The organism is Vibrio neptunius (assembly GCA_019339365.1).
Classification (GTDB): Bacteria; Pseudomonadota; Gammaproteobacteria; order Enterobacterales; family Vibrionaceae; genus Vibrio; species Vibrio neptunius.
Genome location: CP079859.1, coordinates 2,952,360 through 2,978,914, shown reverse-complemented (window position 1 = coordinate 2,978,914; position 26,555 = coordinate 2,952,360). Strand labels below are relative to the sequence as shown.

General features: G+C 44.9%; 22 protein-coding genes and 2 pseudogenes. 19 read left to right on the top strand and 5 right to left on the bottom strand.

The window, feature by feature from the left end:
* Positions 1 to 16 precede the first annotated feature (16 nt).
* The 10 genes and pseudogenes from lon to pyrF all read left to right on the top strand — a co-directional run bounded on the left by lon (position 17) and on the right by pyrF (position 10,793).
* Entirely contained in the window at positions 17 to 2,368 is a 2,352-nt protein-coding gene (gene lon / locus KW548_13910) for an endopeptidase La (protein QXX06188.1), read from the top strand.
* A gap of 192 nt (positions 2,369 to 2,560) precedes the next feature.
* On the top strand, positions 2,561 to 2,833 hold the full coding sequence (locus tag KW548_13905) for an HU family DNA-binding protein (GenBank protein QXX06187.1): 273 nt from the start codon (positions 2,561 to 2,563) through the stop codon (positions 2,831 to 2,833).
* Between the two features lie 171 nt (positions 2,834 to 3,004).
* On the top strand, positions 3,005 to 4,864 hold the full coding sequence (ppiD, locus tag KW548_13900; GenBank protein ID QXX06186.1) for a peptidylprolyl isomerase: 1,860 nt from the start codon (positions 3,005 to 3,007) through the stop codon (positions 4,862 to 4,864).
* Positions 4,865 to 5,003: 139 nt separating this feature from the next.
* Positions 5,004 to 5,303, top strand: a complete 300-nt coding sequence (locus KW548_13895; GenBank protein ID QXX06185.1) for a helix-hairpin-helix domain-containing protein — start codon at positions 5,004 to 5,006, stop codon at positions 5,301 to 5,303.
* Between the two features lie 141 nt (positions 5,304 to 5,444).
* On the top strand, positions 5,445 to 6,125 hold the full coding sequence (gene cmk / locus KW548_13890; GenBank protein QXX06184.1) for a (d)CMP kinase: 681 nt from the start codon (positions 5,445 to 5,447) through the stop codon (positions 6,123 to 6,125).
* A gap of 103 nt (positions 6,126 to 6,228) precedes the next feature.
* The gene (rpsA, locus tag KW548_13885) at positions 6,229 to 7,899 is read left to right on the top strand and encodes a 30S ribosomal protein S1 (protein QXX06183.1); all 1,671 of its coding nucleotides are present in this window, start codon (positions 6,229 to 6,231) and stop codon (positions 7,897 to 7,899) included.
* Positions 7,900 to 8,111: 212 nt separating this feature from the next.
* A complete protein-coding gene (gene ihfB / locus KW548_13880; protein ID QXX06182.1) occupies positions 8,112 to 8,393 on the top strand; it encodes an integration host factor subunit beta in 282 nt (93 codons plus the stop codon).
* Between the two features lie 137 nt (positions 8,394 to 8,530).
* Positions 8,531 to 8,812, top strand: a complete 282-nt coding sequence (locus KW548_13875; GenBank protein ID QXX06181.1) for a DUF1049 domain-containing protein — start codon at positions 8,531 to 8,533, stop codon at positions 8,810 to 8,812.
* A gap of 25 nt (positions 8,813 to 8,837) precedes the next feature.
* Positions 8,838 to 10,008, top strand: a pseudogene (gene lapB / locus KW548_13870) (lipopolysaccharide assembly protein LapB).
* Positions 10,009 to 10,094: 86 nt separating this feature from the next.
* Positions 10,095 to 10,793, top strand: coding sequence for an orotidine-5'-phosphate decarboxylase (gene pyrF, locus KW548_13865; protein ID QXX06180.1), 699 nt, complete (start codon positions 10,095 to 10,097; stop codon positions 10,791 to 10,793).
* Positions 10,794 to 11,043: 250 nt separating this feature from the next.
* Here the strand turns inward: pyrF and KW548_13860 are convergent, their stop codons facing one another.
* On the bottom strand, positions 11,044 to 11,814 hold the full coding sequence (locus KW548_13860; protein ID QXX06179.1) for a tRNA isopentenyl-2-thiomethyl-A-37 hydroxylase MiaE: 771 nt from the start codon (positions 11,812 to 11,814) through the stop codon (positions 11,044 to 11,046).
* A gap of 68 nt (positions 11,815 to 11,882) precedes the next feature.
* Positions 11,883 to 12,647 carry a DNA repair protein gene (locus KW548_13855; GenBank protein ID QXX06178.1) on the bottom strand — a complete coding sequence of 255 codons (765 nt, stop codon included), beginning with the start codon at positions 12,645 to 12,647 and terminating at the stop codon, positions 11,883 to 11,885.
* Between the two features lie 296 nt (positions 12,648 to 12,943).
* Between KW548_13855 and cysB the strand changes: the two genes are divergently transcribed.
* From cysB to KW548_13830, 5 genes and pseudogenes are all read left to right on the top strand, one after another.
* Positions 12,944 to 13,918, top strand: coding sequence for an HTH-type transcriptional regulator CysB (gene cysB, locus KW548_13850; protein QXX06177.1), 975 nt, complete (start codon positions 12,944 to 12,946; stop codon positions 13,916 to 13,918).
* A gap of 54 nt (positions 13,919 to 13,972) precedes the next feature.
* Positions 13,973 to 15,187: an SAM-dependent methyltransferase gene (locus KW548_13845; GenBank protein QXX06176.1), complete on the top strand. Its 1,215-nt coding sequence runs from the start codon at positions 13,973 to 13,975 to the stop codon at positions 15,185 to 15,187.
* Between the two features lie 151 nt (positions 15,188 to 15,338).
* Complete coding sequence (locus KW548_13840) at positions 15,339 to 16,304, top strand: ABC transporter substrate-binding protein (GenBank protein QXX06175.1); 966 nt, start codon at positions 15,339 to 15,341, stop codon at positions 16,302 to 16,304.
* 68 nt (positions 16,305 to 16,372) lie between these two features.
* Positions 16,373 to 17,248, top strand: a pseudogene (locus KW548_13835) (ABC transporter permease).
* A gap of 64 nt (positions 17,249 to 17,312) precedes the next feature.
* A complete protein-coding gene (locus KW548_13830; GenBank protein QXX06174.1) occupies positions 17,313 to 18,107 on the top strand; it encodes an ABC transporter ATP-binding protein in 795 nt (264 codons plus the stop codon).
* 324 nt (positions 18,108 to 18,431) lie between these two features.
* Here the strand turns inward: KW548_13830 and dusC are convergent, their stop codons facing one another.
* Both dusC and KW548_13820 read right to left on the bottom strand, forming a co-directional pair.
* Positions 18,432 to 19,385, bottom strand: a complete 954-nt coding sequence (gene dusC, locus KW548_13825; protein ID QXX06173.1) for a tRNA dihydrouridine(16) synthase DusC — start codon at positions 19,383 to 19,385, stop codon at positions 18,432 to 18,434.
* A 149-nt stretch (positions 19,386 to 19,534) separates the two neighbouring features.
* Positions 19,535 to 21,022, bottom strand: a complete 1,488-nt coding sequence (locus KW548_13820) for a SulP family inorganic anion transporter (GenBank protein ID QXX06172.1) — start codon at positions 21,020 to 21,022, stop codon at positions 19,535 to 19,537.
* Positions 21,023 to 21,567: 545 nt separating this feature from the next.
* Here KW548_13820 and KW548_13815 point away from each other — a divergent pair.
* The 4 genes from KW548_13815 (at position 21,568) to serS (ending at position 25,614) form a co-directional block, all read left to right on the top strand.
* The gene (locus KW548_13815; protein ID QXX06171.1) at positions 21,568 to 22,182 is read left to right on the top strand and encodes a YecA family protein; all 615 of its coding nucleotides are present in this window, start codon (positions 21,568 to 21,570) and stop codon (positions 22,180 to 22,182) included.
* Positions 22,183 to 22,264: 82 nt separating this feature from the next.
* The gene (lolA, locus tag KW548_13810) at positions 22,265 to 22,861 is read left to right on the top strand and encodes an outer membrane lipoprotein chaperone LolA (protein ID QXX06170.1); all 597 of its coding nucleotides are present in this window, start codon (positions 22,265 to 22,267) and stop codon (positions 22,859 to 22,861) included.
* 2 nt (positions 22,862 to 22,863) lie between these two features.
* Positions 22,864 to 24,210, top strand: coding sequence for a replication-associated recombination protein A (locus tag KW548_13805; protein ID QXX06169.1), 1,347 nt, complete (start codon positions 22,864 to 22,866; stop codon positions 24,208 to 24,210).
* A gap of 96 nt (positions 24,211 to 24,306) precedes the next feature.
* A complete protein-coding gene (gene serS, locus KW548_13800) occupies positions 24,307 to 25,614 on the top strand; it encodes a serine--tRNA ligase (GenBank protein ID QXX06168.1) in 1,308 nt (435 codons plus the stop codon).
* Between the two features lie 57 nt (positions 25,615 to 25,671).
* Here the strand turns inward: serS and KW548_13795 are convergent, their stop codons facing one another.
* The gene (locus KW548_13795) at positions 25,672 to 26,502 is read right to left on the bottom strand and encodes a CPBP family intramembrane metalloprotease (GenBank protein QXX08076.1); all 831 of its coding nucleotides are present in this window, start codon (positions 26,500 to 26,502) and stop codon (positions 25,672 to 25,674) included.
* Positions 26,503 to 26,555 lie beyond the last annotated feature (53 nt).

Sequence of the window (26,555 nt, the reverse complement as noted above, 5' to 3'; positions counted from 1 at the left end):
CGGAAGAGAGAAGAATATGAACTTGGAACGTTCCGAACGTATCGAGATCCCCGTACTACCTCTAAGAGATGTAGTCGTTTACCCGCACATGGTAATTCCTTTGTTTGTTGGTCGTGAAAAGTCAATTGCTTGCCTTGAAGCAGCAATGGACAACAACAAGCAAATATTGTTAGTTGCGCAGAAAAAAGCGGAAACAGATGAACCAACAAAAGACGATTTGTTCGATGTTGGTACAGTGGCAACTATTCTTCAATTACTTAAGCTGCCTGATGGGACGGTGAAAGTGCTAGTTGAAGGCCAGCAACGTGCAAAAATTCACAAGTTTACTGAAGAAGAATTCTTCACTGCTGATGCCGAGTATTTGAACACTGAGCAGCTAGACGAGCGCGAAGAAGAAGTGATTGTTCGTAGTGCGATTAATCAGTTCGAAGGTTTTATTAAGCTAAACAAGAAAATACCACCTGAAGTACTGACTTCTCTAAACGGTATTGATGAAGCAGCACGTTTAGCGGATACGATCGCAGCCCACATGCCCTTGAAGTTAGCGGACAAGCAAATTGTGCTTGAAACTCTGGGTGTGACTGAACGTCTAGAATTTTTGATGGGACAAATGGAATCCGAGATTGACCTGCTGCAGGTTGAAAAACGCATTCGTACCCGTGTCAAAAAGCAGATGGAGAAATCTCAGCGTGAGTATTATCTGAACGAGCAGATGAAAGCGATTCAGAAAGAGCTCGGTGAGACGGAAGATGGTGTGGACGAGTTTGAAGCTCTGAAACAAAAAATCATCGACTCAAAAATGCCTCAAGAAGCGCGCGAAAAGACAGAGCAAGAACTACAGAAGTTGAAAATGATGTCGCCGATGTCGGCTGAAGCGACTGTAGTGCGTGGTTATATTGATTGGATGCTAGGTGTACCATGGTATAAGCGTTCGAAAGTTAAGAAAAACTTGGCGAAAGCAGAAGAAGTGCTTAACGAAGACCATTATGGTCTTGAGCGTGTTAAAGAGCGTATTCTTGAATATCTCGCGGTGCAAAACCGAATCAATAAGCTCAAGGGACCAATCCTGTGTCTTGTCGGGCCTCCTGGTGTAGGTAAAACCTCACTAGGTCGCTCAATTGCTGCTGCAACAGGTCGCAAATACACCCGCATGGCACTGGGTGGTGTACGTGATGAAGCTGAAATCCGTGGTCACCGTCGTACCTATATAGGCTCTATGCCAGGTAAACTGATTCAGAAGATGTCTAAAGTTGGTGTTAAAAACCCACTATTTCTTTTGGATGAGATCGACAAAATGTCTTCTGACATGCGTGGTGATCCTTCGTCAGCTCTACTGGAAGTACTGGATCCAGAGCAAAACAACGCCTTTAACGATCACTATTTAGAGGTTGATTATGACCTATCTGACGTGATGTTTGTTGCAACGTCTAACTCAATGAATATTCCAGGTCCGTTATTGGATCGTATGGAAGTCATTCGTTTATCGGGTTACACAGAAGATGAGAAGCTCAACATTGCAAAACGTCACTTAGTTGAGAAACAGATCAAACGTAATGGTTTGAAGCTGGGTGAAATCGAGATTGAAGACTCTGCAATCATAGGCATTATCCGTTACTACACACGTGAAGCAGGTGTGCGTAGCCTAGAGCGTGAAATCTCCAAGATCTGCCGTAAAGCGGTGAAAAATATCCTGCTCGACAGTAGCCTTAAAACGGTCACTGTGAACATGGATAACCTAAAAGAGTACTTAGGTGTTCAGCGTCATGATTACGGTAAGGCGGATGACAGTAACCGCATTGGTCAGGTAACAGGCTTAGCGTGGACGGAAGTCGGTGGCGATCTTCTCACGATTGAAACAGAAGCGATGCCGGGTAAGGGTAAGCTGACTCAAACTGGCTCTCTTGGCGATGTGATGCAAGAGTCGATTCAAGCTGCGATGACAGTGGTTCGTTCTCGTGCTGTTAAGTTGGGCATCAACTCGGACTTCTACGAGAAACGTGATATCCATGTACACGTGCCTGAAGGTGCGACACCGAAAGACGGCCCTAGTGCGGGTATTGCAATGTGTACAGCGCTTGTCTCTAGCCTCACAGGTAACCCAGTCAAAGCGGAAGTCGCGATGACAGGTGAAATTACCCTTCGTGGTGAAGTTTTACCTATCGGTGGTTTGAAAGAGAAACTACTGGCAGCGCATCGTGGTGGCATCAAAACGGTCTTAATTCCAAAAGATAACGAGCGTGATTTAGAAGAGATTCCAGAAAACGTTATTGCTGATCTGAAGGTAATTCCAGTTCGTTGGATTGACGATGTTCTGAAAGTAGCGCTAGAAAAAGACCCGTCAGGTGTCGAAATTGCTGCTGTAAAATAGTGATGTGCAGCAAAAATAAGTAAAAGATTACGCTGATTGGCATAAAAAGGCTTGTCAGCGTTTTTTTTGGGCGCTAACGTTACTCACATAGCTTCAGGCCTTATTGTACAAGGGGTTGAAGTTAGTTTTAAATTGAAATGGAACGAATGCTGCCTTTAAAAATAACAACAGGTGGCGCAAAGGGGAATCACAGTGAATAAAACACAATTAGTAGAAAAAATTGCAGAAAGCGCTGACCTGTCAAAGGCATCAGCGGGACGTGCTCTTGACGCATTTATTGAAGCAGTAGGTGACACTCTTCAGTCAGGTGATCAAGTTGCGCTAGTAGGCTTTGGTACATTTAGTGTGCGTACTCGTGCAGCTCGTACGGGGCGTAACCCAAAAACGGGTGAAGAAATCCAAATCGCAGAAGCAAAAGTTCCAGCATTCAAAGCTGGTAAAGCTCTGAAAGACTCTTGTAACTAGTCTTGAAATTGCCGATAGCGGCAGTTTTTATCGAACCTTTTTAATTATGCGCATCATACTGATGCGCATTTCTTTTCTGATATTATCGCGCTATCTGATTTTTATTATAACGTACGCCGTGTTGGCAGCGATAAGAGCTAGTGCGGACTATACGCGGAGAGTGTTTTACATATGATGGATCGATTACGCGAAGGCGTTAATAGCATCGCGGTTAAAATTATCCTTGGATTAATCATCCTATCTTTCGTCTTTGCCGGTGTTGGCAGCTACATTGTTGGCGGTAGCAACAACTCAGCAGCAAAGGTTGGTAATGTAGAGATTGGTCGTGGTGAGTTTGAACAAGCTTACCAGAACGAGCGCAATCGCATGCAAGCTCAGCTTGGCGATTATTTCTCTAATCTGCTGGCGGACCCAAGCTACGTTGAATCTTTCCGTAAGTCAGTGCTTGACCGAATGATCAACGATTTGTTGCTTGAACAACATGCTGAGGCTCTGGGCTTACGTGTTAGTGATAATCAGGTAAGAAGCATGATCGTGGACATGCCTCAATTTCAAGTAGATGGCAAGTTTGATCAAGAGATATATCAAGCATCTCTTCGTCGTGCCGGCTTTACGCCTGATAGCTTTGCAGAATATCTGCGTAGAGACCTTGTACGTAATCAACTGCTCACTGCTATCCAATCGAGTGACTTCTCACTGGAAGGTGAAGTGGATGCGCAAAGCAAGCTTTTGACCCAGACTCGTGAAATTAAGAAAGTGACGCTTTCTTTGTCTGAATTTGCGTCGAAGGCCGAGCTATCTGAGTCTGAAATTAATGACTACTACACTCAAAACTCAGATCGTTATACTCGTCCTGAACAAGTTAAAGTCGCTTATATCGAGCTATCTGCACAGCAGTTGAAAGAGGCAATACAAATTTCTGATGAGCAAGCTAAGCAATATTACCAAGATCATCTTGATAAATATTCTTCACAAGAACAGCGTCGTGTTAGCCATATCTTGATTCAAGGTGATGACAAAGCTAAAGCTCAGTCTATTCTGGACCAATTAAACGCTGGAGCTGATTTTGCTGCTTTAGCTGAAGAAAAGTCTGATGATTTTGGAAGTGCTTCTGAAGGCGGTTCTCTTGGTTGGATTGAGCGCGACGTGATGGACCCAGCATTTGAAGAGGCAGCGTTTGCTCTGAATAAGGCTGGTGACGTGACAGGTTTGGTGAAATCTGATTTTGGCTATCACATCATTAAGCTTGATGAGCTGAAAGGTTCTGTGGTTAAGCCTTATGATGAAGTGGCTGCTGAAATAAAACAGGAACTGAAAGACCAACAAGCCATTGATCAATTCTATGAGCTGCAGAGTGAGCTAGAAAAAGTTGCGTTTGAATATCCAGATTCTTTGGATGATGCGGCTAGGGCAGTCAAAGCTAAAATTCAAGCGACAGACTTCATTTCTCAAGCTGATGCGCCGGAGTTGTTAAAAACCCCCGCTGTAATGCAGGCCATTTTAAGCCCTGAAGTGAAAGAAGATGGGTTGAACTCAGAAGTGATAGAAGTGGCGCCTGAACACGTGATTGTTGTTCGTGTAGAAGATACGCGTGACGAAACAGTACTTCCACTAGAGGACGTTCGCGAGCAAGTGACAACGGCGCTGGCGAAAGTGAAAGGTGAACAAAGCGCAATTGAGCTTGCTGACAATTTGGTTGCAGAGTTGAAGAAGGGCAACAAAGACCTAATGACTGAAAATGGTCTTGCTTTTAGTGACTTGGAAAACATTGATCGTAGCTCTCCGTTGGCTGACGTAGTGTTCTCTATGAAAAAACCCAACGAAGGTGAAGTCGAATTTGCACAGGCAAAAGATTTTAATGGCGATGTTGTTGTGGTTGAACTTACCAAAGTGAAATCTGATGATAATACTCAGTACAATGAACAGATTAGTACTCAGTTAACCCAGATGAACGCTCAGCAAGACCTTTCCGGTTTAATCAATATCCTTCGTAAAACCATAGATATCGAATATTATGTTGTGACTCAGTAATCTGAATGGATGTAACTGATAAACCACTTATAACGGGCTGCAGATGCAGCCCGTTTTATTTTGAGCAGTTTTCTCCCTTTCTGTTGGCAGGTTCCTTTACGGTATCTGTTCCATCATGTTACTTAGACGAGGAGAGCAAATGTTACGCACACTCTGGATGAGCCTTTTAATGGTGATAATGGCCTATAGTCCGATCAGCATCTCGGCTGAAAAAGTCAACAACGCAGAATACGCTGGAATTGAAATTACAGTGAATGTTAACACCGCTGAAGCGGCTGAATTGGCAGCGCTCCTGATTGGGGTTGGTGCCCAAAAAGCCCAAGCGATTGTTCGGTATAGAGAAGAAAACGGTCCATTCTTGAAGGTGAGTGATTTGGCTTTGGTTAAAGGTATTGGTCCTACTTTAATCGACAAAAATCGTAGCCGCATAAAGTTGTAAACAGGTAGAGCGCTTAGCGCTCTATTTTTTTAGCTTTTTCCTTTCAATACTCTCTGGTGCAGAGAGGTGAATCCCACTATAATTCACGCCGAATATTGGTCAGCTCAATGGCTATTATTTTCAACTAATGTGGAGTAAAACATGTTGTCTCATACGCCGGTTGTAACCGTTGATGGACCAAGTGGTGCAGGTAAAGGCACTCTCTGTATGCTTCTGGCGAAGAAGCTTGGCTTTCACTTACTGGATTCCGGTGCGATTTATCGAGTATTGGCTTTAGCTGCGATTCATCATGGCGTTGACCTTGAATCTGAAGATGCGCTTGTTCCTTTGGCCACTCATCTAGACGTACAGTTCATCGCAGAAGGTGACTTAGTCAAAGTCATCTTGGAAGGCGAAGATGTTTCAGGTGAGTTACGCAAAGAAGAAACCGGAATGGCCGCTTCAAAAGTAGCAGCGTTCCCGCGAGTGCGTGAAGCTTTACTGCGTCGTCAACGTGCTTTTGCCGAAGGTAAGGGGCTAGTTGCAGACGGTCGTGATATGGGCACAGTTGTTTTCCCTCAAGCTGAAGTGAAAATTTTCCTCGATGCTAGTGCAGAAGAGCGAGCGAACCGCCGCCTTAAACAGTTGCAAGGCAAAGGGTTAGATGTTAAATTTGACGACCTTTTGAGCGAAATCCAAGAGCGTGACGATCGAGATCGTAACCGCCCGGTGGCGCCATTACGCCCCGCTGAGGATGCGCTGTTGCTAGATTCTACTTCGATGAGTATCGACGAAGTGGTAGAAAAGGCACTACAATATATCGAATCTAAGCTAGTCGTTTAGGCGGCTAGGTCAGAGCGTTGGTCGCATGGATGATGACTGGCGAATTTAATAACCCCACGCGGTAGGACACCCGTGGACGTTTAATTTATTGAAGATTAAATAAATGACTGAATCTTTTGCTCAACTCTTTGAAGAGTTTCTAAACGAGACTGAATTCCAACAAGGTACTATCGTTAAAGGTACTGTAGTCGCTATCGAGAACGGTTTCGTTCTTGTTGATGCTGGTCTTAAGTCTGAGTCTGCAATCCCTGCTGAACAGTTCAAGAACGCTGCTGGCGAACTTGAAGTTGAACTTGGTTCTGAAGTAGACGTAGCGCTAGACGCTGTTGAAGACGGTTTCGGTGAAACTCAACTTTCTCGTGAGAAAGCGAAGCGTCACGAAGCTTGGATCGTTCTTGAGAAAGCTTACGAAGAAGCTGAAACTGTTGTTGGTATCATCAACGGTAAAGTTAAAGGCGGTTTCACTGTTGAACTAAACGGTATTCGTGCTTTCCTTCCAGGTTCTCTAGTAGACGTACGTCCAATCCGCGACACTGCTCACCTAGAAAACAAAGAGCTAGAGTTCAAAGTTATCAAACTTGACCAGAAGCGTAACAACGTGGTTGTTTCTCGCCGTGCGGTAATCGAGTCTGAGAACAGCGTTGAGCGTGATGAGCTTCTTGAGTCTCTACAAGAAGGCGCAGAAGTTAAAGGTATCGTTAAGAACCTAACAGACTACGGTGCATTCGTAGATCTAGGTGGTGTTGACGGTCTTCTACACATCACAGATATGGCTTGGAAGCGCGTTAAGCACCCTTCTGAGATCGTGAACGTTGGTGACGAGATCCAAGTTAAAGTTCTTAAGTTCGACCGTGAGCGCACACGTGTATCACTAGGTCTTAAGCAACTAGGCGAAGATCCATGGGTAGCAATCGCTAAACGTTACCCAGAAGGTCACAAACTTTCTGGTCGCGTTACTAACCTAACTGACTACGGCTGTTTCGTTGAAATTGAAGAAGGCGTTGAAGGTCTAGTACACGTTTCTGAAATGGATTGGACTAACAAGAACATCCACCCATCTAAAGTTGTTAATGTTGGCGACGAAGTTGAGGTTATGGTTCTTGAAATCGACGAAGAACGTCGTCGTATCTCTCTAGGCCTGAAACAGTGTAAAGCTAACCCATGGCAATCTTTCGCTGAAGCGCAAGCTAAAGGCGACAAGGTGACTGGTAAGATCAAGTCTATCACTGACTTTGGTATCTTCATCGGCCTAGATGGCGGCATCGACGGTCTTGTTCACCTATCTGACATTTCTTGGAATGTTGCTGGTGAAGAAGCAGTACGTGAGTACAAGAAAGGTGACGAGATCTCTGCAGTTGTTCTAGCAGTTGACGCAGAGCGTGAGCGCATTTCTCTAGGTGTTAAGCAAATGGAAAATGACCCATTCAATGCTTACGTTTCTGAGAACAAGAAAGGTGCACTAGTTAACGGTACTGTTACTGCAGTAGATGCTAAAGGTGCAACTATCGAACTAGAAGAAGGCGTAGAGGGTTACATCCGCGCTTCTGAAGTTGCTCGCGACCGCGTAGAAGATGCTTCTCTAATCCTAAGCGTTGGCGACAGTGTTGAAGCGAAGTTTACTGGTGTAGACCGTAAGAATCGCGTAATCAACCTATCTGTTAAAGCTAAAGATGAAGCAGAAGAGCAAGAAGCAATGGCTTCTCTGAACAAAGCAGATGATGCTTCGTTCGGTAACGCAATGGCTGATGCTTTCAAAGCAGCTAAAGGCGAATAATACATCGCTTTACTGAAAAAGGAGCCGAGAGGCTCCTTTTTTATGGATTGAGCTAAACGAGTCCTAATACCAATCTCAGCAAGTCACTCTGATAAAACGCGATTTGAAAATTGCGCAATTTGTTGGTTTTGTGTCTAGAATTGATAGCAAGTGTTTGTTGGAATTGGTATTACTTACTATAATAAGTGATAAACTACTCTACGAGGGAAACTATGACTAAGTCTGAACTGATTGAGAGACTCTGCGCTGAGCAAACCCACCTTTCAGCGAAAGAGATTGAAGATGCTGTGAAAGACATTCTAGAGCATATGGCTTCGACACTAGAAACCGGCGATAGAATTGAAATTCGCGGATTTGGTAGTTTCTCTCTGCATTATCGCGAACCTCGTGTAGGTCGCAACCCGAAAACTGGCGAAAAAGTTGAGCTTGATGGAAAATACGTCCCTCACTTTAAGCCAGGCAAGGAATTACGTGAGCGTGTCAACCTCGATTAATTCCTGTTATTCATCTGAAAAAGCGGCATACTTTCGTATGCCGCTTTTTTATGAGATGAAATTCAGAGATAGGCATGGTTTGTTCAGGGGTTTTACTGCATAATCGTATCGGCAGATATCGACTTAGGTGATAGAACATGAAAATTATAAAAATTGTTATCGTGCTGGCCCTGTTTTTAATCGCACTGGCTTTAGGCTCTCAGAATCAAGAAGTAGTTAAATTTAATTACTTGTTGGCACAAAGTGAGTTTCACCTATCAACATTAGTTGGTGTTGTATTTGTAGCTGGCTTCGTTTTAGCTTGGATTATCTTCGGTAGTTTGCATCTACGTTCTCAACAACAATTACGAAAGCTAAGAAAACAAGTGAAAAAACTTTCTCCTCCAGAAAGCGAACCTCAACAGGTTAAAGCCCAATAAGTTGTATAGATAGGCTTTTTACTCGATGCTAGAAATACTCTTCTTGTTACTACCAATCGCTGCTGCATACGGTTGGTACATGGGTAATCGAAGTGCCCAGCAAGACAAGCAGAAGCACTCCAATCAAATTTCCCGCCAGTATGTGACGGGTCTAAACCTGCTATTGTCTGATCAATCAGACAAGGCGGTAGACCATTTCATTGAACTTCTTCAGGTCGACAACGAAACGATTGATACCCATTTGGCATTGGGAAACCTCTTCCGCTCTCGCGGTGAGGTTGATCGTGCTATTCGTATTCACCAGAATTTGATTTCACGTTCAGGCCTAACGATCGACCAAAAAAAATATTGCGCTTCAGCAATTAGCCAAAGACTATATGGCTTCAGGGTTTCTTGACCGAGCAGAGAAGATTTTCGAGCAACTTGTCGAGGAACCTGATCATCGAGAAGCCGCATTACAACAGCTGGTTTCGATTTATCAACAGACTCGCGAATGGGGTAAAGCGATTCAATATGCTTCGCAGTTGGTTAAATTGGGTCGAAAGAGGATGCGCACCAGTATCGCTCATTTCTGGTGTGAGCTTGCAATACAAGACAAAGCTGACGGTGATAGCCATCGCGCTATTCAGCATTTCAAACGAGCGTTATCAGAAGATCCTAAGTGTGTCAGAGCAAGTATTGCCCTAGGCAAGTTGTACTTGGACGTTGAAGACTATGCTAAAACGATAAAGTATTTGGAAATGGTGCTTGAGCAAGACAAAGACTTCATCAGTGAAGTGTTGCCAATTCTTGCAGATTGTTATCACCATCTTGGTCAAGAAGATGAGCTGTTAGATTTCTTACGCCAATGTATAGTCGCTAAGGCTGGTGTATCGGCAGAACTGATGTTGGCGCAATTGGTAGCACAACATGAGGGCTCAGGCACAGCACAAGAACTTTTGACTCGTCAGTTAGTGAAAAATCCAACAATGAAAGGTTTCTACCGCTTGATGGATTATCACTTGGCAGATGCAGAGGAAGGTCGGGCGAAGGCCAGTTTGCAAACACTGCAGAGACTAGTTGGTGAACAGCTTAAGGTGAAGCCGCACTATCGATGTCGCAAATGTGGCTTCTCTACCCATTCCATGTATTGGCATTGTCCCTCATGCAAAGGTTGGGGGACCATCAAACCTATTCGAGGCCTTGATGGTGAGTAAGAGATTCGATTGGTATTCCAATCAAAAAATAGCAGCGGTGATCCCGCTGCTTTTTTTAGGCATGTAAGTATTAAGTAGGAGATGAAATGATTGACCAAAGAGTTATTGTTGCACTGGATTACGACAATCAAGCGGATGCATTGGCTTTTGTTGATAGAATTGACCCAAATTCTTGTCGACTAAAAGTGGGCAAAGAAATGTTCACGCTGTTTGGTCCTAATTTCGTTAAAGAGCTACATAAGCGTGGTTTTTCTGTATTCCTGGATCTCAAGTTCCACGACATTCCTAACACTTGTTCAAAAGCGGTACGCGCTGCAGCTGAGCTAGGTGTGTGGATGGTTAACGTTCATGCTAGTGGTGGAGAACGTATGATGGCCGCATCTCGTGAGATCCTAGAGTCTTATGGTAAAGATCGCCCATTATTAATCGGTGTTACCGTGCTGACGAGTATGGAGCAAAACGACTTGGTCGGTATTGGCCTTGATGTTGAGCCGAAAGATCAGGTGATTCGTTTAGCTAGGTTGACAAAAAACTCAGGCCTAGATGGGGTCGTCTGCTCCGCACAAGAGTCTTCTATGCTTAAAACTGAGCTAGGTAACAACTTTAAACTTGTGACTCCCGGCATTCGTCCTGCAGGGGCTGCTGTCGGAGATCAGAAACGTATTATGACCCCTTTCGATGCAGTCCAGGCTGGATCGGATTATTTGGTGATTGGTCGACCAATCACTCAGGCTCTGGAACCAGCTCAAACGTTGGCAGACATCAACCAAACTCTCGTTATCTAACTCTCTAAAGTGGTTCGCAAAGTAGGCAAGTTTTTTGTTATAGGTACAACCTACCGAAATGGCAATTGTTCGTATTGATTATTGGTTAGGTTGTTGTTGTGAAGCAGAACCATTGAGACCTATAGCCCAGAAATAGTGGCGTAAAGGGCTCGATAATGCTTTTTCTGGCCTAGTTTGAGGATGTAGGTGACGTGACAAAAAAGGTGCCGTATGGCACCTTTTTATTTAGGAAGGATAACTTAGGTTGATTTTATATCGGTGTGCCACTGTGGAATTTAAAGTCTTTATCGGGACTGATAATAAGATCAGCTTCTAATTGACCGAAAAAAGCAACGCGTTGTGAAATATCTTCTCCGGCGATGTCTTCAGCTAAGCTTAGGTAATCCTGATAATGACGAGCTTCAGAGCGTAACAGTGATGTATAAAATTTGGCGAGGTCGTCATCCATATGTGGTGCGAGCATAGCGAAACGTTCGCATGATCGGGCCTCAATATATGCGCCAATGATCAATTTATCGATCAGTGTCTGTGGCTCATGAGTTGCCATTTGACTTAAAAGGCCTTTAGCATAGCGACTCGCTTGAACTGGCTCATAATCGATCCCTCGATTTTCCATTATTTCCAGAACTTGATAAAAGTGATGCAGCTCTTCTTTTATCAGAAGCACCATCTTATCGATTAAATCCTGGCTATAGGGTGAATTCGATTTGGCCATAATCGCTTTGGATATGTTACTTTTGCCTTTTAACGTATCAAGGCTCCCTGTCTTTCTATAAGCAAAGTCTTCATAGGGTTTAAACCAATCTAATAGGTTATATGCGCTATCCTTATCGACAGCATACTTACGGATAAGATACATTGCCGATTGACCCGCTTTGAGCTCACACAACAAATGATCGATTAGAATGGTTTTGAGGTTTTCGGGTTTTCGTGCCTCTGCAATCCACTCATTAGGTGTCGAGCATTGGAGAAAATTATTGATAGGTTCGAGTAGGGAGTTGTAGTTTTCTAAATCGATCATGATGAGTATTTAAACAAATAGAAAAGGCCGCCAAGGCGACCTTTCGAAATTGGGATCCAAGAATTATATTACCATTTTTTCTTTTCACCAAAGAGCTCATCCATATCATTTTTACGCTGGTCTTCTTCGATTTGGTGAAGCTCCTCAGCGTTTTTAGACTGACGTTTCTGCTCTAGGTCATCAAGCATGCCCTGAAGTTTCTCTCTGGCTTGATTGGAATAGTTGTCGTTTTTGGTGCTCAGTGCGTCAAGCCCTTTACGCAGAAGTTGAAGAGCGGTACCGGGCTGACCACGAACAATGGAATCATTTGCACGTTTAATAACGTTTTCAATATTTATTCGAATTTGGATCGTCTCTAGGCGAGCATTTTCTGCCACATAGGCTTGAGTTTCAAATCGACCTTTGTTGTGCTCGCTACGGATAGTGTCTCGCAGGCGTTTGACCAGTTTGAGCATCACTATTGCTTGTTTGTCACTGCCTGGCGTTTTAAAGGATGTGCTTTCCCCACCTTTTTTGTCTTCTTTAAGCTGTTTTATCTGCTGTTTAACATGCTCAACGCGTTGTTCGAGTTGCTTGTTCTTGGGATCAAGCTCAAACATACTTTCCACCGCATCTAGAATACGATTGTTTAAGCAAACCAATAAATCTTTGCTGTAGGGCATGTGATGTGCGTGGCCGATAAGTTCTTCTGTCGCATCAATGATGGCGAGGTATCGAGCCCCTTCCTGCTTTTTAGCAGCTTCGACTTTCACTTTGTACTGAAGCATGATGTTATAGCCAAGCACTAATACCAGTAAGATGGCAACTAAAGCTATGATTAACCCAATATTCATAAATTCCGTATCTTATGTTTTGTTGGCTAGCGAGTAAGGATACACGATTCTTAACAACCACTGCACCTATTTTGTATTATTACGTTTCCATGGCTAATTATTAACGAAAACTCTGATCTGTGGGTGATTTTTGCGTTATTGCTTACAAAAAAGTCATCTAAATCAGAATTTACTCTGTCCATTCGGCCCAAAAAGACAAATCTGCTATCAATTTTAACCAAGAGACGTTATAACTAAATATTATAAACTATATTTGCTCACAATGGGGCGTCGAGTAAGGGATTGCGGGGTTAAGAATGAAGTTACAACAACTGAGGTATATTGTTGAGGTAGTTAACCACAACCTAAATGTTTCTGCTACCGCAGAGAGCTTATATACTTCGCAACCAGGTATCAGTAAACAAGTCAGATTGCTTGAAGATGAGTTAGGGATTCAGATTTTTGAGCGAAGTGGTAAGCACCTGACCCAAGTGACTTCAGCGGGCGAAGATATAATTCGAATCTCTCAAGAGATCCTCGCGCGGGTTGAAAGTATTAAAGCGGTAGCTGGGGAGCATACTCACCCTGAAATGGGTACTCTCAACATTTCTACGACTCATACTCAGGCCCGTTATGCTTTACCCGATGTAATCAAAGGATTCACGGCTCGATATCCAAAAGTATCCCTGCATATGCATCAGGGTACGCCAACTCAGATGTCCGAAGCGATTGCAAAAGGGACGGCAAATTTCGCGATTGCGACGGAAGCTTTGCATCTTTACCAAGATGCTATCATGCTGCCTTGCTACCACTGGAACCGCTCAATTGTTGTCTCCAAAGAGCACCCTTTGGCTCAAAAAGAGAAGATTTCAATCGAAGACCTTGCCTCTTATCCTTTGGTCACGTATGTATTCGGCTTTACCGGACGCTCAGAATTGGATACAGCTTTTAATAAAGTAGGCTTGACGCCCCGAGTCGTTTTCACCGCGACGGATGCTGACGTGATTAAGACCTATGTTCGGATGGGAATAGGGGTGGGGGTGATTGCCAGCATGGCGATCGATAAAGATCAAGATGAAGATTTAGTGGCTATTGATGCGAGCCACATTTTCGGTGCAAGTACAACCAGCATAGGCTTCCGCCGTGGAACTTTCCTTCGTTCCTATATGTTCGACTTTATGGAGCGATTTGCTCCGCACCTCACACGACCTGTTGTGGAACAAGCTCTGTCTCTGAAATCAAGTGCAGAAATTGAAGAAATGTTTAAGGATATCGAGTTACCAGTCCGCTAAAAACTTTCATCTCATCATGCTTCCCTCTAGAATAAAACCTTGCAAGGGGGAAGCATGCAAGACACATTTCAAAAACTCGACTCATTTCTGTTATCACATGAGTTGTTCTGGCGCTTTGAGCCCTTTTTCTCGAGCTTTGAAGATCGATTGCCATGGCAAGTTGAGCACCCGCAGTTATGTCAATGGCTTGCTTCTCTGAGCCCTGAACAAATTGAAGAATTTAAGACTAACCCCAAGCGATTCCATAAAGTTCTTGAGCAATTTATCCCCGCTCTATCTGTTGTTGATGAACTCACTCAGCTCACTGGCTCTACTTTATATGGTTTGCAATTGGAGCGAGGCCTTGAGACAGGGGTTCCGGGCAGAAAACTTGAACAGATTGTATCGATGGGTGAAGCAGCGTTACGCTCTCATCAAGGCAGTGAATGGCTCGAATGGTGTTCAGGTAAAGGCTTCTTGGGTCGTATACTTGCCAGCAAAAGCCAGCAACCAGTCACCAGTTTTGAATTTCAACAAATGTTGTGTGATTCTGGTCAACAGGAAGCAGATAAGCAGAATTTACCCATGACGTTTGTTCAAGGGGATGCGTTATCCGCTAACGCGATGCAAGTGCTTAACCCTAAACAACACGCTGTGGCTTTGCACGCATGCGGAGATTTGCATGTTGCTCTGATTGAAAATGCTGTGTTGGTAGGATTACCAGCATTAAGTATTTCGCCTTGTTGTTATCACCTTATCCAAGACGATCATTATCGTCCATTGTCAAAACCCGCTCGTGCTTCTGCCCTTAAGCTATCCAAGTCAGAGCTGAGGATACCACTTCAAGAAACCGTGACAGGGGGAGATCGAGTTAAGCGGCATCGTTTTCTCGAAATGAGCTATCGTCTCGGGCTTGATCTACTTTTGCGACAGGTTGGTGGGCATCAAGGTTACGTATCGGTACCAAGCATTAAAAAGTCGTTGTTGGCTGATGGTTTTGGCGCTTTTTGCCAATGGGCAGCCGACCAGAAACAGCTGGATTTGCCAACCAATGTGTCGTTTGCCGAATTTGAAGCGAAAGGTGAACAACGCTATTGGCAAATGGAGAGGCTCAGCCTTGTTCAGCAGCAGTTTCGTCGTAGCCTCGAGATGTGGCTGGTACTTGATAAGGCTTTGTATCTCAGCGAACATGGTTATCAGGTATCCATTGAAACTTTTTGTGCTAAAAGCATCACTCCGAGAAATATCTTAATTCAGGCGACTAAAAACGGGCAGCATACACATGTCTAAGTTTGTTGACTAATTGTTAAAACTCTCTTCCCATTTTTCTAAGTTATTGGTAATAATGAATGAGGTGCACATAAAATGTGCAACTCAATCAATAATTATATAAACACCAAACACAACATCACATCAATAATGCTGTAATCAAGGAGTTGAGATGAAAGCAGGAAAAGTTATTGCTACTGCTGTATTGGCAGGAGCCGCGCTACTGTCATCAGCAGGCATCATGGCGAAAACAGCGAAAGTGGCGGTATCACAGATCGTCGAGCACCCGGCACTTGATGCTGCTCGTCAGGGGCTGATTGATGGCCTGAAATCAAAGGGCTACGAACAAGGTAAAAATCTCGACTTTGACTATAAAACGGCCCAAGGCAATCCTGCGATCGCGGTGCAGATTGCTCGCCAGTTTGTCGGTGAAAAGCCGGATGTGTTAGTGGGTATTGCTACGCCGACGGCTCAAGCCTTAGTCTCAGCAACGCGCACAATTCCAGTTGTGTTTACCGCAGTAACCGATCCGGTGGGCGCTAAACTGGTAAGAAGTATGGAAAAACCCGGGAAGAACGTGACAGGTTTGTCAGATCTCTCTCCAGTCAGTCAGCATGTCGAACTGATCAAAGAAATCATGCCAGACGTGAAATCTATCGGCGTCGTATTTAACCCTGGCGAAGCGAACGCCGTCACGTTGGTGGCACTACTCAAAGAAAGTGCAAAAGCGCAAGGTATTGAGGTTGTTGAAGCTACGGCACTAAAGAGCGCTGATGTTCAGTCAGCCACTCAAGCGATTGCCGAAAAGTCAGACGTGATTTACGCGCCAACAGATAACACAGTCGCGAGTGCCATCGAGGGTATGATTGTTGCGGCGAACCAAGCCAAGACCCCGGTGCTTGGTGGTGCGACTTCTTATGTTGATAAAGGTGCGATTGCAAGCTTAGGCTTTGACTACTACCAAGTGGGTGTACAAACCGCAGATTATGTCGCTGCTATTATAGAAGGTTCGGACCCAGGTTCACTGGATGTAAAAGTCGCTAAGGGTTCTGATCTTGTGATCAACAAGAGCGCAGCAACTAAGCTAGGCATTTCTATTCCTCAATCTGTTCTAGATCGTGCAACAAGCGTGAAATAAACCTCAACCTCAAGTGTGTGCCACACATGCTTGAGGCGTTTTGATCTCTAGCAGAAAAGGGAGTTGGTATGTCTGCGTTTGCATTTTTTGGTGCGCTAGAAATTGGCTTGCTATATGGTCTTGTTGCTCTGGGTGTCTATCTGACTTTTCGGGTATTGGATTTTCCTGATCTCAGTGTTGACGGCAGTTTTCCTATGGGAGCGGCCGTGGCCGCGACGGCAATTGTTGCGGGTATTAACCCTTGGGTCGCGACCGCAATGGCCATCTTAGCGGGAGCGGCAACCGGTTGGTTGACGGCTTTTCTAGCCGTTAGGTGTGGGATCCTTCACCTTCTCGCCTCTATTCTCACCATGATTGCTGCATTCTCGATCAACATTCGCATTATGGGGCGCCCGAATATAGCCTTGTTGGGGGAGGAAACGATTCTGACTCCCTTTGAAGCAATTGGTGATCCAATGCTAATGCGGCCATTGTTGGTTGGGATACTCGTGCTCGTTTCGGCATGGTTTGTCGTTAGGTTGCTTAACAGTGACTTTGGTTTAGGTTTACGTGCAACGGGTGTGAATGCACGTATGGTGTCAGCGCAAGGTGGCAGCACATCCTTTTATACCTATTTTGGTCTAGCACTGTCGAACGGCTTTGTTGGCTTTGCCGGTGCTCTATTTGCCCAAACTAACAGCTTTGCAGATGTGACCTCTGGTGTGGGGACTATTGTTGTTGGTCTGGCTGCCGTTATTTTAGGGCAGACACTCATTCCCGGAAGAAAGATATGGGTGACTGTGCTGGCAGTTATTGTTGGCTCTGTGCTGTATCGACTTGCTGTGGCATTTGCACTAAGTACAGGAATGTTTGGTCTACAAGCCTCTGATCTTAACTTGGTTACAGCGATTCTGGTAGCAATTGCGCTGATTGCGCCGAAGCTAAAAGGAAACTTCAAATCAAAAAGCCTAGTTCACCTGTTGAGAGTAAAGTCGTCTCTGATCAGGATGAAAAATCAGGAGGTGCAGTATGATTCAGCTTGAGAACATTCAAGTCACTTTTAATCCTGGAACTATTCTTGAAAATCCAGCACTCAAAAGCGTTTCACTGCAAGTCCCTGAGCACCAATTTCTAACCGTGATTGGCTCTAATGGCGCCGGTAAGTCAACATTGTTAGGGGCTGTGACCGGTGAAACGCCCATGGTTGGTGGTCGAGTAGTTATCAACGATCTGGATGTGACTCGGCAAACCGTCGATCAAAGAGCGCGCCAATGTGCTCGAGTGTTCCAAGATCCACTGGCGGGAACTTGTGGTGATCTCACAATAGAAGAAAATATGGCTCTGGCTTATATGCGAGGAAAAAAGCGCGGCTGGAGTCTGTCTTTATCAAGTAAGCGTCGCAAACTGTTTCAAGAGCGTATCAGCATTCTTGGGCTAGGGCTAGAAGATCGTTTGGGTGATAGCATCGGCCTGCTCTCGGGTGGTCAGCGTCAGGCTGTAAGCCTAGTGATGGCAACCCTATCTGATAGCAAGCTGCTATTACTTGATGAGCATACTGCAGCGCTTGATCCAAGAATGGCGGCATTCATCATTGATTTGACAAACAAAATTGTGACTGAATTTAATTTGACCGTGATGATGGTCACGCACTCAATGAAGGATGCGTTAGCGTGTGGTGATCGCACCGTGATGCTCCATCAGGGAGAAATTGTGCTTGATGTGGCAGGTGAGCAAAGAGCGAATATGCAAGTGCCAGACTTATTAGAAATGTTCTCTAAAGTAAGAGGAGAGGAACTGGCAGACGATAGCCTTCTCCTTAACTGATAAGTGGAAGTTAACGATACTTTAACCTTACTGCTTTGAGTTCTAACAAGTTTCTATCTAAAGCCCATTTTGTAGATTATCCTATGGATGGGCTTAGTGGTTTATCTTCGTGGTCGAAATGTTGAAAAGATGCGAATGACGATGGAGCGCGTACACGAGGAAATTGGTTGGTATTGTGCAAACGTTATCGAAGGCGGATTTACGGTTTCAGTGGGGAGTAGAGATAGTCAGAACGGAAGAAAACTGCGACTTTGAACGCTTAATCAAAGTCGCGGACGAAAAGTTTTATAGGGTCAAAAATAGAGGCAAAAACAGGTTGGTGTTTTAGGCCACACTTAACTGAGTTTGATATTCCGTAATACGTTCTACAATCGGCTCAGCCTTATTAAAGGTACGAATTTCACGAAAGAGCTCGTTGGCCTCTGGGTACTCATGACGTAAGTAGGAGAACCATTGCTTGACTCGATTTGGGTAGTAGAGGCCTTTATCGCCTTTCATTTCGTATTGCGAGTAAAGCAACAGCAGTTTGACCACATCTGTCCATGGCATCACGGTGTGATTGTGCTTAACTACATTGCCCAAATTAGGCACATTGAACGCACCACGGCATACCATTATAGAATCGACCCCGGTGGTTTCGATGCAGGCTTGGCCATCTTGGTGGTTCCAAATCTCGCCATTCGCAATCAATGGAATAGTAAAGCGTTGACGAATCTGGTTAATATAGTCCCACTTAATTTCGCTCGCCTTATAACCACCGGTTTTTGTGCGTGCGTGAACGGTGAGTTCGTCTGCCCCAGCGCTTTGAATCGCATCTACGATCTCGAAGCAGTCTTCTGGGTTATCCCAACCAAGGCGAATTTTCGCTGTCAGTGGTGTGCTTTCTGGAACAGCTTCACGACACGCCTTGACTACGCGATGAATAAGCTCAGGGTGTTGCAGTAGAGCCGCTCCGCCTTTACTTTTGTTTACTAGTTTTGCTGGGCAGCCGAAGTTGATATCAACGCCTTTTGCTCCAAGTTCAGCGGCGCGAATTGCATTTTCAGCCATCCAATGTGGGTCTTGTCCCAACAGTTGGATATGAACCGGGACACCGGATTTGGTGTGTGAGCCTTGCTTTAGCTCTGGGCAGAGGCGATAGAATACGTGTTCAGGCAACAACTGATCGACCACGCGAACGAATTCTGTGACACACAGATCATAGTCATTGATGTCAGTTAATATCTCTCGCATCAAATGGTCTAAAACGCCCTCCATAGGGCCCAGAACAACTCGCATAACAACGCCTCCAAATTCGGAGGCGTGATTTTAGAGGCTTAGTGACAAGATGTCTAACAACTCAGCATGATTTCTACCAATCGCCTTTTCTAGGAAGCCCTTTGTTGAAGGGTAACCTAACGCCAGTAACTCCGTACGGGCTTTATCAATTAATGCCCGACCAATAACTTTTCAACCTGTTCGGGCTTGTCGTGCACACCAAATTTTTCGACTAAGGTGCGCGTGGCTTGGTTCATTCCGATCAACTCCACATGTGTGCCTTGAAGTCGAAATTTAACGATAACTTTGTCTAGCGCTGAAACCGAGGTTACATCCCAAAAGTGTGCCTTTGACAAATCGATCACTACTGATTCAACGACTTCTTTTAGATCAAACAATTCAATAAACTTCTCTGATGAAACGAAAAAGACTTGCCCGATAACCATGTATCTGCGGTGGTTCTTCTGTGTGATGTCCGTTTTGATTATCATCATTCGACTGATTTTGTTTGCGAAGAATAACGATGCTAGTAGCACACCAACCAGTACACCTATTGCTAAGTTGTGTGTAGCTACAACAATAAAGACGGTAGCAAGCATCACTATATTAGTCGATAAAGGGTGCTTCTTGATGTCGCGAATTGAGCTCCATGAAAATGTACTGATGGCAACCATAATCATCACAGCGACAAGTGCCGCCATTGGGACTTGATTTAGCCATGGGCTAAGAAACACAACGATTATAAGCAAGAACACACCAGCAGATAGCGTCGACAATCTTCCTCGACCACCTGACTTAATATTGATCATGGATTGCCCTATCATCGCACACCCAGCCATGCCGCCAAGCAGGCCTGTAAAAATGTTGGCCATACCTTGGCCTTTACATTCTCGGTTTTTATCACTGCTTGTTTCGGTAAGGTCGTCAACAATCGTAGCTGTCATCATCGATTCCAATAAACCTACTAGAGCAAGTCCAACGGCGTAGGGAAAAATGATAGACAAGGTTTTTAAATTGAGAGGTACATCAGGCCATAAGAAAATAGGTAAGGTATCGGGTAAGGTACCCATATCACCGACGGTACGAATATCAATTTCGAACCAGATTTTGATTACCGTCAGAGTGATGATACACACCAAAGGTGAAGGTATTCGTTTACCAATAAAGGGGAGGTACGGGAACAGGTAAATGATACCAAGTCCGCCGACAGTCATCGCATATACTTGCCAAGTTACGTCGATGAGTTCCGGCAGTTGAGCAAGGAAAATTAAGATAGCAAGAGCATTAACAAAGCCAGTCACAACGGAACGTGAAACAAAGCGCATGAGACTACCAAGCTTTAAATATCCGGCTAAAATTTGCAGTATGCCAGTCAGCACGGTAACGGCTAGTAAATATTCTAACCCATGCTCTTTGACTAAGGTGACCATTAACAATGCCATGGCCCCCGTGGCCGCGGAAACCATCCCTGATCGTCCGCCAGTAAACGCAATCACAACGGAAATGCTGAAAGAGGCATATAGTCCGACTTTAGGGTCGACGCCCGCGATGATTGAAAAGGCGATAGCTTCTGGAATTAAAGCAAGCGCAACAACGAGACCTGCAAGTAGATCACCTCGGATGTTAGACATCCAATCAAGTTTCATATTTTGGTACATTGAATTCTCAATTTAGGCACGGCAAAACGCATCAGAAATAGAACTGAAGTGAGAGTAGGTGCTTCTTTGATAAAGTTTTAGCGTGATTAAACAGCCAAATGAAGGCGGTTGTTTAACAAACGGAGCGAATGAGCAAGATACTATGGGCTAGTATTGTGCTCGGTTAGCTGTGAAAGCTGTAGAGGGGTGGAGCATTTAGGGCGGCGTCATTAACACAGGTGTTCACTTCCTCTTATGGTGTGTTGAAAGTGGCAACTATACTCTGATGTGTTTATCAATCAATCCATAATGGCAACAGTATTGGATTTGAGCGTGAAAACTTTGATTTCACTTTTATCAGCTTAAAGCAAAGGACGAGTCCTGATTTGTGAAAGCTTCTATTCGTACATTAGAAAGCAAGATCGGAGCAGGTGGTCACTAAAATGCATATGAATTTCGCTGATGGATGAACTAGGGCCGTACACGTAACTTATCAAGACTTGAGTGACCCGCAGCGATGCATAGGGTTATAATGGCGCGAGAATCTTGCAACACTGAATCAGATAATGACTTATCAACTACTGACACTTGAACCATCCCAAACTGAAGAATCTGCACTGTACCTTGAAGGCGTCACTTTGGCGGCAAATTTGGCGACAAAGCCACTTGCGCCAGAAAGTTGGTTGCCTAGCCTTTTCTCTGAGCAAACACAGGCTATTAAAGCGGGGGTTGAAGGTCATATAAATCAGCAATACAGTTATTTAAAGCGTAATGAATATTCTTTGCTGTCCTTGTTGGATGAAGAGCAGCGTGACGAGCAGCTCGCAGATTTTGCTGAAGGGTTTATGATGCTCTGGCCCACCATCGAAGAGCAATGGGCGGAAACGTCTATCGGCGATGGGACATTACGCATGCTACAAGCTTTGCTTACCACAATGATGTTGGCAATCGATGAAGAGCAGACTCAAGCACAAATGAAAGAGGCAGGTATTGAAACGCCTCCAACTCTGAATGACTTTCTTGGTCAGCTGGATTTGATGATTAACGAAGTTGCGCAAGCGGCCGATGAAGCCATGGTTGGTGCCAAAGCACAAAGTGTAAACCCATTTAAAGATATCGGGCGTAACGACATTTGCCCGTGTGGTAGCGGTAAAAAATTCAAACAGTGTTGCGGTCAGTAGAACAAAGTAAACTTTACCCGGTCAAAATGGTATCGAAACCGAGGTATAACGTCGTATTCACGACGCAATAGGATGATAAAGAATGAAGAAATTAGCCGCGTTGTTTTTCCTTAGCTTCTCCGTTATTGCAGCTCCCAAGGATGAATTGAGCCAGCGACTGCAACTGACTGACGGGTTTAGTGCGGACTTTTCACAGCAGTTGATCAGCCCTGAAGGGGAAATGTTGACAGAGGGTGAAGGTAAAGTCGAAATTGCGCGTCCAAGCCTTTTCCGTTGGACAACGACGTCACCAGATGAGAATGTCTTAGTTTCTGATGGTGAATCTCTGTGGTATTACAGTCCTTTCATAGAACAGGTCAGCATTTATTGGCAGGAGCAAGCCACGGAACAAACCCCTTTTGTTCTGCTTACTCGCAACCGCGCTAGTGACTGGGCCAACTACACAGTGTCACAACAGGGCGATGTGTTTACCTTGGTTCCTACTGCTGTCGACACCAATCAGGGCCAGTTTAAGCTAGAGATTGATCGCAAAGGCGCTGTGCAAGGCTTTAGTGTCATAGAGCAAGACGGTCAGAAAAGTACCTTCAAGTTCAATAACATCAAATTGGTTAAGCCGAGTGCTGATCGCTTTACCTTTACTATTCCTGAAGGGGTAGAGGTCGACGACCAAAGGAATTAATAGTGAGCAACTATTCATTGGATTTTTCAGGGGACGACGACTTTCGTCCCCTTGCTGCAAGAATGCGTCCAGAAACGCTGGACCAATACATAGGTCAGCAACATATTCTTGGACTGGGTAAACCTCTGCGCCGTGCGTTGGAAGCGGGGCATATTCATTCAATGATCCTTTGGGGGCCGCCTGGCACGGGGAAAACGACGCTGGCGGAAGTGGCAGCGAACTACGCCAATGCAGAAGTCGAGCGTGTCTCTGCGGTGACGTCTGGGGTCAAAGACATTCGGGCCGCAATAGACAAAGCGCGTGAAAATAAATTGGGTGGCCGCAGAACGATTTTATTCGTTGACGAGGTTCATCGCTTTAACAAATCCCAACAAGACGCGTTTCTCCCTCATATTGAAGATGGTACTGTGACTTTTATTGGCGCGACGACGGAGAATCCCTCCTTTGAACTTAACAACGCTTTGCTGTCTCGTGCTCGGGTTTACAAGCTTACCTCTTTGGCTCAGCAAGATATCCGTTTAGCACTAGAACAAGCCATTTATGATGTTGAGCGTGGTTTAGGTCAGTTTGAAGCCCATTTCGCCGATAACGTACTGGATCGCTTATCCGAGTTAGTGAATGGCGATGCGCGCATGTCACTTAACTATCTTGAGCTACTGTATGATATGGCGCAAGAGGACGATAAGGGCGTCAAGCAAATCACGATAGAACTCCTTGCTGAAGTGGCTGGCGAAAAAGTCTCGCGCTTTGATAACAAGGGGGACATTTGGTACGACTTGATTTCTGCAGTGCATAAATCGATTCGTGGCTCGAATCCGGATGCGGCACTGTACTGGTCAGCACGTATGATTACCGCAGGTTGTGACCCTTTGTATATTGCTCGCCGATTGCTGGCGATTGCGTCTGAGGACATCGGCAATGCGGATCCGCGCGCAATGCAGGTCGCGTTGTCGGCGTGGGACTGTTTTACCAGAGTGGGCCCAGCAGAAGGTGAGAGAGCCATTGCCCAGGCTATTGTTTATCTTGCCTGTGCTCCGAAAAGTAATGCGGTTTATACCGCTTGGAAACAGGCCCTGCGTGATGCCCACCATCAACCTGAGTACGAAGTACCGCCTCATCTTCGCAATGCACCGACAAGTTTAATGAAAGATCTCGGTTATGGAGCGGAATATCGTTACGCTCATGACGAACCCGGTGCTTATGCGGCTGGAGAGGAATATCTACCACCAGAAATGGCAGAGACTCGTTACTATTCTCCTACAAACCGAGGCTTAGAGGCGAAAATTGGCGAAAAGTTAGATTACTTGGCTAGTTTAGATGCAAAAAGCCCACAAAAGCGCTATGAATAAGCGTCTTTTTTGGATACATTTGTTCGGTTAATTATAAAAGCGTTTGAGCATGAAGTTTGGACGCACTTTCACAACCAAAAAAGCATAGGATTAACAATGCTGGATTCTAAATTACTTCGTACAGAGCTGGATGAAACAGCTGCTAAACTGGCGCGTCGTGGCTTTAAGCTAGACGTAGAGACAATCCGTACACTTGAAGAACAACGCAAGTCCATTCAAGTAGAAGTTGAAAATTTACAATCCACGCGTAACTCCATCTCCAAGCAAATTGGTCAGAAAATGGCGGCTGGAGACAAAGAAGGTGCTGAAGAGATTAAAAAACAGATTGGTACGTTAGGTAGCGATCTGGAAGCGAAAAAAGCTGAGCTGGTGGAAATCCAGAACAAATTGGAAGACATCACCTTGTCTGTACCAAACCTGCCAGACGATGAAGTGCCAGATGGCAAAGATGAAAACGAGAATGTTGAAATCTCTCGTTGGGGTGAGCCTAAATCTTACGATTTTGAAGTAAAAGATCACGTTGATTTAGGTGAAATGGGCGATGGCCTAGATTTCGCTAGCGCAACAAAGATCACCGGTGCTCGCTTTATCGTGATGAAAGGTCAATTTGCGCGTTTGCACCGCGCGATTGCGCAGTTTATGCTTGATCTTCACACAGATGAGCATGGCTATACAGAAATGTACATGCCTTATTTAGTGAATTCTGACAGCTTGTTTGGTACTGGTCAGTTACCTAAATTTGGTGAAGATCTATTCCACACTGAACCGTTGACTGAAAAAGTGAATGATGAAGAGCCACGTAAACTCTCCCTTATCCCAACGGCAGAAGTACCGGTAACCAACATGGTGCGTGACACTATTTCTGATGAAGCCGATCTGCCATTGAAGATGACGGCGCACACACCGTGTTTCCGTTCTGAAGCAGGTTCTTACGGTCGTGATACTCGTGGCCTGATTCGTATGCACCAGTTCGACAAAGTTGAGCTAGTACAAATCACCAAGCCAGAAGAGTCAATGGCAGCACTTGAAGAGCTAACAGGTCATGCTGAGAAGGTGCTACAACTACTTGAGCTTCCTTACCGTAAAGTGATTCTATGTACAGGTGATATGGGCTTTGGTGCTCGTAAAACTTATGACCTTGAAGTTTGGGTTCCTGCGCAAGAGACGTACCGTGAGATTTCTTCATGTTCAAACATGTGGGATTTCCAAGCTCGTCGTATGCAAGCTCGCTTCCGTCGTAAAGGCGAGAAGAAACCAGAGCTAGTGCACACGCTAAACGGTTCAGGGTTGGCTGTGGGTCGTACTATGGTTGCGATTCTTGAAAACAATCAAGAAGCAGATGGCCGTATCGCAATCCCTGCTGTACTGCAGAAGTACATGGGCGGCGTAACGCACATCGGTTAATCTCAAATAAACACCAAAAAGCCAGCTCAAGTGAGCTGGCTTTTTTGTATCTGTTTATTATCCACGAAGAATCGGGTAGGTGTAAAAAAGTAAGTGACTGAAGTTAAGAAGAAAATGCACCAAAACTGCAGCCCATAATCTTCCTGTGGTATGGAAGATCAAGCCGTAGCCAAGCCCAGCTAGTGACGCGAAAACAACGAATAGTGGGCCGCCTGCAAAGTGTGCCAATCCAAATAACAGACTCGCGGCTACAACGCCGATATAGGCACCATACTTGTTGGTTAACTTTTGTTGAATATAGCCACGGAACAGGGCTTCTTCAGCGACACAGGTGAACAATAGATTGTTAAAGGCGAACAACCACCACCAACTGGGGATAGAGAACTCAGGTTTGATTGCTCCAAGCATTGATGCAATAGGCAGTAAAGCGAACAGTGGGATTGATATCAACAACACGGTTCGATAATTGACCTTGCGCTTTTCTCCTAACAACGCAGGGAAAGCCAAAAGAAGGGCGAAGAAGGCCAGAGGTTTGTCTAGGTTTAAATACATGCTGAAATCTGCACTCAGAGCGCCAGCTTGCACGTTTTGAAGGACTAGCGGATTGCTAAAACCCGGCACCAAATGTAGAAAGAGTGCGAGGCTCCCAATGATGACAACTGTTGAGAGTATCACTGATGGTAGCGAAGACTTGTTTTTGAGGTAGTAAGTAACTGCTAGAAAGGTAACGACGAGAATCAAGCCTAGAGGCGATAATACACCAGCTATCAAGCCACCGAAAAGAGTTGCGGCAAGCAAACTCAATGAGGCTGTTTGTGCTCTAAGAAATGCGGCCAGAATGGAAGCGCTGAATAGTAGCCAAACCCATATAAAATGATCAATGTACATAAGGTGGAATTGATTGCTATTGAAAAGCGTATGATGAACTGAATCACAAGCCA

Coding starts and splice junctions, on each gene's coding strand:
- lon (QXX06188.1), top strand. CDS start 17: ATGAACTTGGAACGTTCCGAACGTATCGAGATCCCCGTACTACCTCTA.
- ppiD (QXX06186.1), top strand. CDS start 3,005: ATGATGGATCGATTACGCGAAGGCGTTAATAGCATCGCGGTTAAAATT.
- KW548_13895 (QXX06185.1), top strand. CDS start 5,004: ATGTTACGCACACTCTGGATGAGCCTTTTAATGGTGATAATGGCCTAT.
- cmk (QXX06184.1), top strand. CDS start 5,445: ATGTTGTCTCATACGCCGGTTGTAACCGTTGATGGACCAAGTGGTGCA.
- rpsA (QXX06183.1), top strand. CDS start 6,229: ATGACTGAATCTTTTGCTCAACTCTTTGAAGAGTTTCTAAACGAGACT.
- ihfB (QXX06182.1), top strand. CDS start 8,112: ATGACTAAGTCTGAACTGATTGAGAGACTCTGCGCTGAGCAAACCCAC.
- KW548_13875 (QXX06181.1), top strand. CDS start 8,531: ATGAAAATTATAAAAATTGTTATCGTGCTGGCCCTGTTTTTAATCGCA.
- pyrF (QXX06180.1), top strand. CDS start 10,095: ATGATTGACCAAAGAGTTATTGTTGCACTGGATTACGACAATCAAGCG.
- KW548_13860 (QXX06179.1), bottom strand. CDS start 11,814: ATGATCGATTTAGAAAACTACAACTCCCTACTCGAACCTATCAATAAT.
- KW548_13855 (QXX06178.1), bottom strand. CDS start 12,647: ATGAATATTGGGTTAATCATAGCTTTAGTTGCCATCTTACTGGTATTA.
- cysB (QXX06177.1), top strand. CDS start 12,944: ATGAAGTTACAACAACTGAGGTATATTGTTGAGGTAGTTAACCACAAC.
- KW548_13845 (QXX06176.1), top strand. CDS start 13,973: ATGCAAGACACATTTCAAAAACTCGACTCATTTCTGTTATCACATGAG.
- KW548_13840 (QXX06175.1), top strand. CDS start 15,339: ATGAAAGCAGGAAAAGTTATTGCTACTGCTGTATTGGCAGGAGCCGCG.
- KW548_13830 (QXX06174.1), top strand. CDS start 17,313: ATGATTCAGCTTGAGAACATTCAAGTCACTTTTAATCCTGGAACTATT.
- dusC (QXX06173.1), bottom strand. CDS start 19,385: ATGCGAGTTGTTCTGGGCCCTATGGAGGGCGTTTTAGACCATTTGATG.
- KW548_13820 (QXX06172.1), bottom strand. CDS start 21,022: ATGTACCAAAATATGAAACTTGATTGGATGTCTAACATCCGAGGTGAT.
- KW548_13815 (QXX06171.1), top strand. CDS start 21,568: ATGACTTATCAACTACTGACACTTGAACCATCCCAAACTGAAGAATCT.
- lolA (QXX06170.1), top strand. CDS start 22,265: ATGAAGAAATTAGCCGCGTTGTTTTTCCTTAGCTTCTCCGTTATTGCA.
- serS (QXX06168.1), top strand. CDS start 24,307: ATGCTGGATTCTAAATTACTTCGTACAGAGCTGGATGAAACAGCTGCT.
- KW548_13795 (QXX08076.1), bottom strand. CDS start 26,502: ATGTACATTGATCATTTTATATGGGTTTGGCTACTATTCAGCGCTTCC.